We start from the raw sequence: 12,433 nt of genomic DNA on the forward strand, positions 1-12,433 counted from the left end.
GGTGCCGTGCGCTTCACTGTCCGCCATGAAGCTCACGCAAGCGACCGTCAACGACCTGCTGGACCGGCTCGGACCGGGGAGCGGCCACCTCTATCTGCCGCTCGACCTGGACCCGCAGGCCCTGATCGACCTGCTCGACGGCCGCTACGGCACGCCGCGCACGCTCGTCCTCGACGGCTTCACCGACCCGACGGCCGACGAGTCCCGGGGCGCGGCCCTTCTCGCCCCTCTCGAGAACCGGGCGGTGACCATACGGGCGTGGGCCTACGGGGACCGGTGGGTCGGCGCGGGCACGGCGCGGGACGGTGCGGGGATCGAGCGGCCGGTGCTGGTCGTCGCCCACCGGGAGGTGCCGGAGCCCCTTGCGCCCGCCGGGGACGGGGACGCCGGCGTCGACGTCGACTGGATGGAGCGGCTCACCCGCATCACCGGCTGGAACGAGCCCGCCCGGCGGCCCGACGTGGACTGGCCGGAGACGGAGGCACGCCTGGGCACCGCCCTGCCCGGCGACTACAAGCGCATGGTGGAGACGTTCGGCGAGGGCGCCTTCGACGGCTACCTGGACCTGCACCAGGAGCCGTGGACCCACTACCGGGACGAGGGCCTGCTCATCTGGGCGGGCACGGAGCACGAGGACCTGTACTGCTGGCGGACCGACGGCGACGACCCCGACCGGTGGCCCGTCGTGGTGCGCTCCTTCGACGGCGAGGACGTCCCCTTCGCCTACCGGACCGCGGAGTTCGTCTGCCGCATCCTCACCGAGCCGCACCACCGGTTCACCATGACCCGCTACTTCGACACCCACTGGTTCATGAACTACCGGGAGAGAGGCTGATGCTGCGGCTGCCCCGCACGGTCGACCGAGGTCTCTCACGGCCTGATAACTCATCTCCGGGGAAGCCCTGTTGATGTAGGTCTTGCTGCACACTCCTTGCTGCGAGCAGACCGGAACGCCGGATTTCTCGACGCGGGAGGGGCCATGACACAGATCGACACGAGCAAGGTCAGCCGGTGGGACCAGCACGGCCGGGAGCACGTGGTGCGAGTGCACCGGACGGGCATCCAGCGCACGATCAGATGCGACACCTGCGGCTGGCACAGAGGCGCCCAGTTCCTGCCCTGGCTGAAGGCGGAGGAACACCTGGCGGAGGCCCACCAGGCCACGGTGGACCCGACGGCGGCATGAGCCCCCCGCGCGGCTCGGGCCGCCGTCGCCCCGTGGGGAGGTACGGCGCCGCCGTCCCCCGGCACGATCCCGAGCGTGCAGCCGACGGCCAAATCGGTCAGGGGGACGCGGGACCAGTCCCCCGTCCCTCAGTGACCTCAAGGGCCCCAGCGTTAGACACACTTCACACCCGCTCGGACAATGGGAAGTGCCGGTGAGCGGTCTCCCGGCGGCGCCCGCCCACCGGTCGCGCGGAACTCCGCGCCGCCCGAGGGAGCGCGCCATGACGATCCGTATCGCCACCTTCAACACCGAGAACCTCTTCCGCCGCCCCCTGGTCTTCCGACTCCCGGGCGACAAGCAGCGCCGCGAGGTCCTCGACGACCACGCCGAGCTGATCTCCCTCCTGGAGAAGGAGACCTACGACGCCGACACCAAGAGCCGCGTCGCCGCGCTCCTCAAGAAGCACCGCGTGCACGACCCGCGCCGGGACAGGCCGTTCTTCGTCAACGAGACGCGCGGCCAGGGCACGCTCTTCAAGACGAAGGGCAGCGGCGAGAACGTCACCTTCGAGATCGTGGCCAAGGGCCGCTCGGGGTGGACGGGCTGGGTGGAGCTGGTCCGTGACGACCTCGACTGGGAGGCCGTGCACAACACCGGCCGGGTGATCGCCGAGGTCGACGCCGACATCCTGCTCACGGTGGAGGTGGAGGACCGCACGACCCTGAGCCGCTTCAACGAGCAGGTGCTGGGCGCCGGCCTGAAGAAGACGCCGTACCCGTACGCCATGGTGATCGACGGCAACGACCCACGGGGCATCGACGTCGGCGTCCTCAGCCGCCACCCGATCACGTCCCTGCGGTCCCACGTCTTCGACCCGGACCCGGACCGCCCCGGCGAGCGCCTCTTCAGCCGGGACTGCCCCGAGTACGAGCTCCAGACCGGCGCCACCCCGCTGTGGCTGCTGGGCAACCACCTCAAGAGCCAGAGCGGCGACAACCCGGAACTGCGCGTCGCCCAGGCCCGGCGCGTGGCGTCGGTCTACCAGACGGCGCTGGAGCGTTCCCCGTACGTGGTGGTCGCCGGCGACCTCAACGACGAGCCGTCCAGCGAGGCGATCGGGGCGCTGCTGGGCACGGGCCTGCGGGACGTGATGAGTCACCCGTCCTACCGCGGCACGCCGGGCACCCACGGCACGGGCACCTCCGAGAGCCAGAAGCTCGACTACGTGATGCTGCCGCCGCCGCTGTGGGAGCAGGTGCAGCACGTGGAGGTGGAACGGCGCGGCGTCTGGGCGCCGTCCACCATCAAGTCCTTCGACACCGTCACCTCCAAGTGGAACCGCGCCTCGGACCACGCGGCGGTCTACGTCGACCTGGACCTGTGAAACGCGGCGGTGCCGGGCCCCTCCGCGGAGGAACCCGGCACCGTGGCGCGGCGGACGGCGGTCAGCTGCCGATCAGGCGGGAGGCCAGGTAGCCCTCGATCTGGTCGAGGGAGACGCGCTCCTGCTTCATCGTGTCGCGCTCGCGGACGGTCACCGCGTTGTCCTCGAGCGTGTCGAAGTCGACGGTCACGCAGTACGGCGTACCGATCTCGTCCTGGCGGCGGTAGCGGCGGCCGATGGCGCCGGCGTCGTCGAACTCGATGTTCCAGTGCTGCCGGAGCGCCTGGGCGAGGCCCTTGGCCTTCGGGGACAGCTCCGGGTTGCGGGACAGCGGCAGCACCGCGACCTTCACCGGGGCGAGGCGGTGGTCGAGGCGCAGCACGGTGCGCTTCTCCATCTTGCCCTTGGCGTTGGGGGCCTCGTCCTCGACGTAGGCGTCCAGCAGGAACGCCAGCATCGCGCGGCCGACACCGGCCGCGGGCTCGATGACGTACGGCGTCCAGCGCTCGCCGGCCTCCTGGTCGAAGTAGGTGAGGTCCTGGCCGGAGGCCTTGGAGTGGGCGCCGAGGTCGTAGTCGGTGCGGTTGGCCACACCCTCCAGCTCACCCCACTCGCTGCCGCCGAACTGGAAGCGGTACTCGATGTCGGCGGTGCGCTTGGAGTAGTGGGAGAGCTTCTCCTTCGGGTGCTCGTACCACCGCATGTTCTCCTCGCGCAGGCCCAGGCCGGTGTACCAGTTCCAGCGCTGCTCCATCCAGTACTCCTGCCACTTCTCGTCCTCGCCCGGCTTGACGAAGAACTCCATCTCCATCTGCTCGAACTCGCGGGTGCGGAAGATGAAGTTGCCGGGCGTGATCTCGTTGCGGAAGGACTTGCCCATCTGGGCGATGCCGAACGGCGGCTTGCGGCGCGAGGTGGTCTGCACCTGCGAGAAGTTGGTGAAGATGCCCTGCGCGGTCTCGGGGCGCAGGTAGGCGACGGAGCCGGAGTCCTGCGTCGGGCCGAGGTGCGTGGACAGCAGGCCCGAGAACTGCTTGGGCTCGGTGAACTGGCCCTTGTTGCCGCAGTTGGGGCAGTTGACGTCGGCCAGGCCGTTCTCCGGCAGGCGCTTGTGCTTGGCCTCGTAGGCCTCCTCCAGGTGGTCCGCGCGGAACCGCTTGTGGCAGGAGGTGCACTCGGTCAGCGGGTCCGTGAAGGTGGCGACGTGACCGGAGGCGACCCAGACCTCGGGGGCCAGGATCACGGACGAGTCGATGCCCACGACGTCCTCGCGCGACGTCACCATGTAGCGCCACCACTGGCGCTTGAGGTTCTCCTTGAGCTCGACACCCAGGGGGCCGTAGTCCCAAGCGGCGCGCTGGCCGCCGTAGATCTCACTACAGGGGAATACGAAGCCACGGCGCTTGCTCAGGCTGACGATGGTGTCGATCTTGTCGGCGGCCACGGTGCTCTCTTCATTACGACGACGGGCGACGAAGCGGAGACGCTTCCAGCGAATGCTTCAGGTTACCGGCGGGGGCGCCCCCTCAATCAAATCGCTCCCCCTGCGGCGCCCTCAAGGTCCCGGGGACAGAGATTGTTGACAACGGTTTCCATATTTGTTGAAAATGAGTGTCATGAACGTACGACGACGCCTCATACCCGCCGCCGCGGCCGCCTCTCTCGGCCTCGGCGCCCTCACCGCCTGCTCCAGCGACAGCGCGGCCACGGGCAACACGGACAAGTTCGACGTCGTCGCGTCGTTCTACCCGATGGCGTTCCTCGCCGAGCAGATCGGCGGCGCCCACGCGAACGTCACCAGCCTGACCGAGCCCGGCCAGGAGCCCCACGACCTGGAGATCAGCACCCAGCAGCGCGCGCAGCTGGAGGAGGCCGACGCGGCGCTCTACCTCAAGGGCCTCCAGCCCGCCGTCGACGAGGCCGTCGGCCAGACCGGCATCAAGACCAAGATCGACGCGGCCACCCTGACCCACCTCGAGGACCACGGCACCGGCGGCCACAGCCACGAGGGCGAGGAAAGTCACTCCGAGGAGGACGAGGGCGGGCGCGACCCGCACGTCTGGCTCGACCCGGTGAAGTACGCCGAGATCGCCCAGGGCGTCGGCAAGGCCTTCGAGAAGGCCGACCCGGACCACGCGGCCGACTACAAGAAGAACACCGAAGCCCTGGTCACGAAGCTGAAGGGCCTCGACGGCGACTTCGAGAACGGCCTGAAGAACACCAGGTCCAAGGTCTTCTTCACCAACCACGCCGCCTTCGGCTACCTCGCCGAGCGCTACGGCCTCACCCAGGAGGCCATCTCCGGCGTCGACCCCGACAGCGAGCCCAGCGGCGCCCGTGTCCGGGAACTCCAGCAGGAGGCGAAGGCCGACGGCGTCACCACCGTCTTCTACGAGACACTGGTCTCCGACAAGACCGCGAAGACCCTGGCCCGCGACGCGCATCTGAGGACCGACGTCCTCGACCCGATCGAGGGCATCACGGACAGGTCCCGCGGCGACGACTACTTCCAGGTCATGGAAGCCAACCTCAAGGCCCTGCAGACGGCCCTGGGAGCCAAGTGATCGACCCATCGGAGGACGGCATGACCGAGCCCGTCGTATCCCTGCGCGGCGTCCGCGCGGACCTGGGCTCGCGCCCCGTGCTGCGCGGCATCGACCTCACCGTGCACCGCGGCGAGGTCGTCGCGCTGCTCGGCGCGAACGGCTCGGGCAAGTCCACGGCCGTGCGCAGCGTCATCGGCCAGGTGCAGACCGGCGCGGGCGAGATCGAGTTGTTCGGCACGCCCCGCGGGCGGTTCCGCGACTGGCACCGCGTGGGCTACGTCCCGCAGCGCACCACGGCCGCCGGCGGCGTGCCCGCCACGGTGACCGAGGTGGTCTCCTCCGGCCGCCTGTCCCGGGCCCGCTTCGGCGTCCTGCGCAAGGCCGACCACAAGGCCGTACGGCAGGCGCTGGAGCTCGTCGGCATGGCGGACCGGGCCAAGGACTCGGTCGACGCCCTCTCCGGCGGCCAGCACCAGCGCGTCCTGATCGCCCGCGCGCTCGCCAGCGAACCCGAGCTGCTGATCATGGACGAGCCGATGGCCGGCGTCGACCTGGCCAGCCAGGAGGTCCTCGCGCACACCCTCACCGAGCAGGTCTCCCAGGGCACGACGGTGCTGCTCGTGCTGCACGAACTGGGTCCCCTGGAGCCCCTCATCGACCGGGCGGTCGTCCTGCGCGACGGCTGCGTCGTCCACGACGGGCCGCCCCCGAAGGCCGTCGGACAGCACGCCCTGCCCGGCCACGACCACGTGCACCCGCACGCCCCCGCGGGCGCCGAACCGATCCGTACGGGACTGCTGAGCTGATGGACTTCCTCGACTACGCCTTCATGCAGCGGGCGCTGCTCGCCGCCGTCCTGGTCGGCATCACCGCCCCCGCGGTGGGGATCTACCTGGTCCAGCGCCGCCAGGCCCTGATGGGCGACGGCATCGGCCATGTGGCGATGACCGGCGTCGGCCTCGGCTTCCTGCTGACCTGGTCCCCGGTGTGGATGGCGACCCTCGTCTCCGTCCTCGGCGCGGTCCTCATGGAGCTGATCCGCTGGTACGGCAAGACCCGCGGCGACATCGCCCTCGCCATGCTGTTCTATGGCGGCATGGCGGGCGGTGTGATGTTCATCAACCTCGCGCCGACGGGCTCCAACGCCAACCTGACGTCGTACCTGTTCGGCTCCCTGTCGACGGTGTCCCAGTCGGACGTCACCGCGATCTGCGTCCTGGCCGCGTTCGTCGTGCTGGTCACCCTCGGTCTGCGGCGGCAACTGTTCGCGGTCAGCCAGGACGAGGAGTTCGCCCGGGTGACGGGCCTGCCGGTGCGGGTCCTGAACCTGCTGACGGCCGTCACCGCGGCCGTCACGGTGACCGTGGCGATGCGGGTCGTCGGCCTGCTGCTGGTCAGTGCGCTGATGGTGGTGCCGGTCGCGGCCGCCCAGCAGATCGCCCGCAGCTTCGCCGCCACGTTCGCCATCGCCGTCGCCATCGGCGTCAGCGTGACGATCGGCGGCACGGTCACCTCGTACTACCAGGATGTGCCGCCCGGCGCGACGATCGTGCTGCTGACCATCGGCGCGTTCATCGTGCTGACGGCGCTCGCGGCCCCGCTGGCCCGGCGCCGCGCCCGCGCGGCGGCGGCCTCGGACACGACGGCCGACCCCGCCGAGTGCGCGATCCCGGGCAGCCGGACGGCGGCCGACGAAGTCGGCGTCTGACCGCCCCCACCCCGGGCTGGCACAATGGCCCGGGCAAGGCAGACGTGAGGAGGCAACGGTGACGACCGCTGGACCGTCCGTGAAGGGCCGCGCCACCAAGCAGCGGGCCGCTGTTGCGGCGGCCCTGCAGGAGGTCGACGAGTTCCGCAGCGCGCAGGAACTGCACGACATGCTCAAGCACAAGGGCGACTCGGTCGGGCTCACCACGGTCTACCGCACGCTGCAGTCCCTCGCCGACGCCGGTGAGGTCGACGTCCTGCGCACGGCCGACGGTGAGTCGGTGTACCGGCGCTGCTCCACCGACGACCATCACCACCACCTCGTGTGCCGCGGGTGCGGCAAGGCCGTGGAGGTCGAGGGGCCGGCGGTGGAGAAGTGGGCCGAGTCCATCGCCGCGGAGCACGGGTATGTGAACGTGGCTCATACGGTGGAGATTTTCGGGACCTGTGCGGAGTGCGCGGGGGCCTCCGGCGGTTGAGCGGTTGGGCGCCGTGGGGGTGCGGGTTCGTTGCCGGGTCCAGGTGCGTGGGGGTTGTTCGCGCAGTTCCCCGCGCCCCTGAGTCGGAAGCCTCCTAGGCGCCCCGGGCGCCGAGCCGGCGGCGAACGAGCAGGGACAGGGCGGTGGACGCCAGGATCACGGTGCCGCCGACGCGCAGGATGAGGTCGTAGGCGTCCTCCGGGCCGGTCTCGGGGGTGAGCGAGGTGATGGCCGCCGCGGTGGCCGCCAGGCCGATGGCGCCGAGCGTGACGAGGGCGGTGAGGACCACGCCCGAGGCCTCTCCGGCGCGTTCGGGCCGGACGACCTGCTGGGTGGCGACGCTGGCGAAGGTCCAGCCGAGGCCCAGCCCGAGCGCGCACCAGGTGAAGACGGGCAGGTAGACCCACCAGGACCAGGCGAAGCTCAGCCCGATCATGCCGGTGCCGGCGATGGTCCCGGCCAGGGCCATCACGCTGGTGGCGCGCATCCGGCCGGACAGCCAGGCGCCGATGGGCCCGGCGCAGGCGACCATCACGGCCGGGGCGAGGAAGACCGTGCCGGACAGGATCGCCGACAGGCCGCGCACCTGCTGCAACTGGAGCGTGGCGAGGAACACGGTGACGGCGTAGCCCATGTTGGCGACCGACCCCATCACGGTGACGAGGTCGAAGCGGATGTTGCGGAACAGCCGGAAGTCGACCAGCGGATGCCGGCAGGTCCGCTCCCTCAGCACGAACAGAGCGCCGGCCACCACGGCGGTCCCGAACAGGGCGAGCGTGCGGGCGTGGTCCCAGCCCCAGGCGCTCCCCCGCTCCACGGCCAGGGTCAGGGCGGCCAGGCTCGTCACGACGGCCAGACAGCCCGCCAGGTCGATCTGGCGCGGGGCGCTCTCGTCCCGCGAGTCGGGGACGTACCGCAGGGCGATCAGCAGGGAGAGGGCGCTGAGCGGGACCAGCAGCCAGAAGATCCACCGCCAGCCCGGACCGTCGGTGAAGCCGCCGCCGACGAACGGTCCGAGGGCGGTGCCGACGTTGGCGATCCCGAACATCGCCCCGAGTGCCCTGGCCCGGGTCTCCTCGGGAAAGGCGTTGGTGATCACGGAGACCGACACGGGGAAGATCAGCGCCGCGCCCGCGCCCTGCACGATCCGGGCCACGACGAGCACACCGAGGCTCGGCGCGAGGGCGCAGCCGACGGAGGCGGCGGCGAACAGCCCGGTCCCGGCCAGCAGGACCGGACGCCGGCCGAGCAGATCGCCCAGCCGCCCGCCGACGATGAACAGGCAGCCGATCGCGAGCATGTAGGCGGACAGCGTCCACTGCGCCGCGGAGACGGTCGTGTCCAGCTCGTCGGCGATCCCGGGGATGGCCAGGTTGAGCGCGAAGAAGTCCAGCTGGATGCAGAGCAGGGCCAGTGAGGCCGCGATGAAGACCCCGGCCTGTTTCGTGGTCCGCCGGGGCGCGCCGACGGCGGTCGAACCCATGCCACCAGGACATCGCCGCCGCGGCCCGCCTGCCACCCGAGGGGCTGCCGGGCCGCGGCGGTCTGCTGCGACGGGTGAGGCTGCCGCGCCCGGCGTACTACTGCTGCTCGCCCTCCATGGCCAGCAGCTCCTCGTTCGGGACGGCCCCGCCGAAGCGCCGGTCCCGCGAGGCGAACTCCAGGCAGGCCCGCCACAGGTCACGCCGGTCGAAGTCCGGCCACAGCACGTCCTGGAAGACCATCTCGGCGTAGGCGCTCTGCCAGATCAGGTAGTTGGAGGTGCGCTGCTCGCCGCTGGGTCGCAGGAACAGGTCCACGTCCGGCATGTCCGGGTAGTACATGTACTTCGCGAAGGTCTTCTCGCTGACCTTGGAGGGGTCGAGCTTCCCGCTCCTGACGTCCTCCGCCATGGCCTTGGCCGCGTCGGCGATCTCGGCCCGGCCGCCGTAGTTCATGCAGAAGTACAGGGTCAGCCGGTCGTTGTCCTTGGTCTGCTCCTGAGCGATCTGCAGCTCCTTGGCGACCGAGCGCCACAGCTTGGGCATCCGGCCGACCCAGCGCACCCGGATGCCCAGCTCGTCGAGCTGGTCGCGGGTCTTGCGGATGAAGTCCCGGTTGAAGTTCATCAGGAAGCGCACCTCGTCGGGCGAGCGCTTCCAGTTCTCGGTGGAGAAGGCGTAGAGGGAGATGGCGCCCACGCCCATCTCGATGGCCCCCTGGAGCACGTCCAGCACGCGCTCGGCGCCGACCTTGTGCCCCTCGGTGCGCGGCAGCCCGCGGTCCTTGGCCCAGCGGCCGTTGCCGTCCATGACGATCGCCACATGCTGCGGTACGAACTCCCCGGGGATCTTCGGGGGCCGCGCGCCGGACGGGTGCGGCTCCGGCGTCCTGTACTCCCGGCGCTGGCGCCCCAGGATCCCGCGTACGGCCATGTGTTTCTCGTCTCCTCGTGCTCGCTTGCTTCTGTGTGGCTCTGTTCCGCCGCCGCGCTACTTCTCGACGTAGCGCAGGGAGCGCAGCCCGCGCTCCATGTGCCAGTGCAGATACGCGGACACCAGCCCGCTGCCCTCCCGGACGTAGCGCGCCTCGCACGCGTCCGCGGTCTCCCAGTCTCCCGTAAGCAGGGCGCCGAGGAGTTCCAGGGCCTGGGGCGAGGGTACGACGCTGCCGGGGACGCGGCAGTCCACGCAGACGGATCCGCCCGAGGCGACCGAGAAGAACCGGTTGGGTCCGGGCATACCGCACTTCGCGCAGTCGGTGAAGCTCGGGGCGTATCCGTTGACGGCGAGGGAGCGGAGCAGGAACGCGTCGAGCACGAGGTGCGGTGCGTGCTCGCCCCGGGCGAGGGTCCGCAGCCCGCCGACCAGCAGCAGGTACTGCTGCACGGCCGGCTCCCCCTCATGATCGGTGAACCGCTCGGCTGTCTCCAGCATGACGGTCCCGGCCGTGTACCGGGCGTAGTCGGTGACGATCCCGCCGCCGTACGGCGCGATGGTCTCGCTCTGGGTGCACAGCGGCAGCCCCCGCCCGACCAGCTCGCTCCCCTTGGCGAAGAACTGCACGTCGACATGGGAGAACGGCTCGAGACGCGCACCGAACTTCGACTTCGTCCGGCGCACGCCCCGGGCCACCGCGCGTACCCGGCCGTGACCGCGCGTGAGCAGCGTGATGATCCGGTCCGCCTCACCCAGCTTCTGGGTGCGCAGCACGATGCCGTCGTCGCGGAACAGACTCATGGAGCCATTCTGGCAGGGCCGTCACGTCAAGGGACCTCACCCCTGCTGCGGGCGTTGGCGTACGCGGTGGCGACGCGCAGCCGCTCGGCCGGGGTGGCGGGCCGGACGGCCCCGGGGTCGGCGTCCCACTCCCTGCCGCCCCCGTAGGGCCGCAACTGCACGTAGGGCCCCTCATGCCCCATGACGATGCCGATACGTCCGCTGCGGGTGTCCACGACATAGGCGCCGACGGGAGGCTTCATCGCTGCACCGCCGTGAGCCGCCGGGCGATTCCGCCAAGTCCTGTCGAGGGCAGGATAATTCCGGCCTTGGCGAGTTCTGCCCGCAATTCTTTCACCGCGTCCTCCGCTTCTTCGGCACAGAGCGCCGAGTGTCGTGCCTCCACCGTGCTCCCCTTCCTTTCGCGGTTTCACTCTTCGCATCCTCACAGTGACGCTCCGCGACTACACTTCGAAGGGGTCTGTGTCCTACAACTGCACGGCGACACAAAGGGGTTCGGCACGGGGTGTCGTAAACCGGGGGTATTTTGCAGCGGTCGGGCGGCGGCCCATTGACGGAAATCGGCACGCCGCCGGGCATATTGGGGACCGCGGACGAAAGGGCGCCACGAGCCGTTGAATCACGGTGGAGACGCAGGACGCGGTCGACGTCTTCATGCCGCGGCGGCCGGGGCCGCTGTCGGCCGTCGGGCTACGGCCGTGCGGCCAAGGGATGAGGCACCGTGCCGGAGGAGAGGCTCACCCCTCCCCGAACCGGCGCACGTACCGCCGCTGCCAGGGCGTTTCCACCGCATGCCGGTCGTAGTGCCGCCGGACGTAGGCCACCGCCTCCGCCCCCGGCACCCCGTCCAGCACCGCCAGGCAGGCCAGCGCCGTGCCCGTGCGGCCGCGCCCTCCGCCGCAGGCGATCTCCACCCGCTCCCCGACGGCCCGTTCCCACGCCCCGGTCAGCAGGGCACGGGCGGCCTCCCGGTCCGACGGGAGGCGGAAGTCCGGCCAGCGGATCCAGCCCGACTCCCAGGCGACGTCGGGGGGTTGCCCGCCGAGGAGGTGGAGGGTGTAGGAGGGAAGGGGCGGGCCGGGGGCCAGGGGGTGGCGGAGGCCCCGTCCCCGGACCAGCCGGCCGGACGGCAGGCGCAGGACACCGGTGTCGCTCTCGCTCCACAGCTCGCTCACGCCCTCATCATGCGCCGCCTTCGCCCGCCCCGTGACGGATTCGGCCCACCCCCCGCCCCGCCCGCGCCTCGATCCCCCGGAAGTGCACCGCCATCGCCCGCTGCGCCCCCTCCACATCGCGGGCCCGCAGCGCCGTGACGATGTCGCGGTGGCGCCGGGCCGTGATCCCGGGGAGCGGGTCGCCGGGCAGGCCGCGCGCCCCGGACACCCGGCGGAAGACCGTCCAGAACGCGGCGAGGAGCTGGGGGACGAGGTCGTTGCCCAGGGACGCGTACAGCACCTCGTGGAACTCGCGGTCGAGTTCGGGGAAGGAGCGGCCCGTGCCCCGGGCGGACTCCATGCGGGCCACCACCTCCTCCAGCCGGTCCAGTTCCGCCTCGGTGGCGGTCGTGGCGACCCGGCGGATCAGGCCCTCCTCCAGCACCTCGCGCACCTGGAGGATCTCGGCGAGGGCGGCGGTGTCGTCGTCGTGGCGGGCCAGGGCGCGGAAGGTCAGGCCGTCGACGAGCGGGGTGAGGGAGGCCCGGCCGACATAGGTGCCGTAGCCGTGTCTGACCTCGACGATGTCGAGGGCCTGGAGGGCCTTGAGCGCCTCGCGGACGGAGTTGCGGCTGACACCGAGGTCCGCCATCAGCGCGGCCTCGGTGGGCAGCGGTGCACCGGCGGTGAGTCTGCGGTCGAGGATGAGCTGGACGACCTGGCGCTGTATCCGGCTGGTCCTGGGCTCCTCGGACATGCGCCGCATCGTACGCGCCC

14 protein-coding genes are annotated in these 12,433 nt (G+C 71.0%); 7 read left to right on the forward strand and 7 right to left on the reverse strand.

From position 1 onward, the window contains the following. Positions 1–25 precede the first annotated feature (25 nt). The 3 genes from IGS69_RS10610 to IGS69_RS10620 all read left to right on the forward strand — a co-directional run bounded on the left by IGS69_RS10610 (position 26) and on the right by IGS69_RS10620 (position 2,552). Positions 26–835 (forward strand): hypothetical protein, encoded by an 810-nt coding sequence (locus tag IGS69_RS10610; RefSeq protein ID WP_190898539.1) that lies wholly within the window; start codon positions 26–28, stop codon positions 833–835. A gap of 144 nt (positions 836–979) precedes the next feature. Further along, positions 980–1,186 (forward strand): hypothetical protein, encoded by a 207-nt coding sequence (locus IGS69_RS10615; protein ID WP_190898540.1) that lies wholly within the window; start codon positions 980–982, stop codon positions 1,184–1,186. A gap of 262 nt (positions 1,187–1,448) precedes the next feature. Continuing rightward, a complete protein-coding gene (locus tag IGS69_RS10620; protein ID WP_190898541.1) occupies positions 1,449–2,552 on the forward strand; it encodes an endonuclease/exonuclease/phosphatase family protein in 1,104 nt (367 codons plus the stop codon). Positions 2,553–2,613: 61 nt separating this feature from the next. Here the strand turns inward: IGS69_RS10620 and IGS69_RS10625 are convergent, their stop codons facing one another. Further along, positions 2,614–3,996, reverse strand: coding sequence for a glycine--tRNA ligase (locus IGS69_RS10625; RefSeq protein WP_190898542.1), 1,383 nt, complete (start codon positions 3,994–3,996; stop codon positions 2,614–2,616). A 172-nt stretch (positions 3,997–4,168) separates the two neighbouring features. On the opposite strand from IGS69_RS10625, the gene IGS69_RS10630 reads away from it, so the two are divergent. From IGS69_RS10630 to IGS69_RS10645, 4 genes are read left to right on the forward strand one after another with little or no spacing between them, the layout of a single operon-like run. After that, positions 4,169–5,116, forward strand: coding sequence for a metal ABC transporter substrate-binding protein (locus tag IGS69_RS10630; RefSeq protein ID WP_190898543.1), 948 nt, complete (start codon positions 4,169–4,171; stop codon positions 5,114–5,116). Between the two features lie 20 nt (positions 5,117–5,136). After that, a complete protein-coding gene (locus IGS69_RS10635) occupies positions 5,137–5,904 on the forward strand; it encodes a metal ABC transporter ATP-binding protein (protein WP_190898544.1) in 768 nt (255 codons plus the stop codon). After that, positions 5,904–6,806, forward strand: coding sequence for a metal ABC transporter permease (locus tag IGS69_RS10640; protein WP_190898545.1), 903 nt, complete (start codon positions 5,904–5,906; stop codon positions 6,804–6,806). Before IGS69_RS10635 ends, IGS69_RS10640 begins: the two co-directional genes overlap by 1 nt. A 58-nt stretch (positions 6,807–6,864) precedes the next feature. Continuing rightward, positions 6,865–7,284: a Fur family transcriptional regulator gene (locus tag IGS69_RS10645; RefSeq protein WP_190898547.1), complete on the forward strand. Its 420-nt coding sequence runs from the start codon at positions 6,865–6,867 to the stop codon at positions 7,282–7,284. A gap of 94 nt (positions 7,285–7,378) precedes the next feature. Here IGS69_RS10645 and IGS69_RS10650 read toward each other — a convergent pair whose 3' ends face one another. The 6 genes from IGS69_RS10650 to IGS69_RS10675 form a co-directional block, all read right to left on the reverse strand. Next, positions 7,379–8,767: an MFS transporter gene (locus IGS69_RS10650; protein ID WP_190898548.1), complete on the reverse strand. Its 1,389-nt coding sequence runs from the start codon at positions 8,765–8,767 to the stop codon at positions 7,379–7,381. Between the two features lie 97 nt (positions 8,768–8,864). Beyond that, a complete protein-coding gene (locus IGS69_RS10655) occupies positions 8,865–9,698 on the reverse strand; it encodes an isoprenyl transferase (RefSeq protein WP_190898549.1) in 834 nt (277 codons plus the stop codon). 57 nt (positions 9,699–9,755) lie between these two features. Continuing rightward, positions 9,756–10,502, reverse strand: a complete 747-nt coding sequence (gene recO, locus IGS69_RS10660) for a DNA repair protein RecO (RefSeq protein WP_031107514.1) — start codon at positions 10,500–10,502, stop codon at positions 9,756–9,758. A gap of 26 nt (positions 10,503–10,528) precedes the next feature. Then, entirely contained in the window at positions 10,529–10,744 is a 216-nt protein-coding gene (locus IGS69_RS10665) for a hypothetical protein (RefSeq protein WP_190898550.1), read from the reverse strand. 495 nt (positions 10,745–11,239) lie between these two features. Beyond that, positions 11,240–11,677 carry a protein-tyrosine phosphatase family protein gene (locus IGS69_RS10670; RefSeq protein ID WP_190898551.1) on the reverse strand — a complete coding sequence of 146 codons (438 nt, stop codon included), beginning with the start codon at positions 11,675–11,677 and terminating at the stop codon, positions 11,240–11,242. Positions 11,678–11,684: 7 nt separating this feature from the next. Further along, positions 11,685–12,422 carry a FadR/GntR family transcriptional regulator gene (locus tag IGS69_RS10675; RefSeq protein WP_190904451.1) on the reverse strand — a complete coding sequence of 246 codons (738 nt, stop codon included), beginning with the start codon at positions 12,420–12,422 and terminating at the stop codon, positions 11,685–11,687. Positions 12,423–12,433: the final 11 nt, after the last annotated feature.

The organism is Streptomyces tuirus (genome assembly GCF_014701095.1).
Taxonomy (GTDB): domain Bacteria; phylum Actinomycetota; class Actinomycetes; order Streptomycetales; family Streptomycetaceae; genus Streptomyces; species Streptomyces tuirus.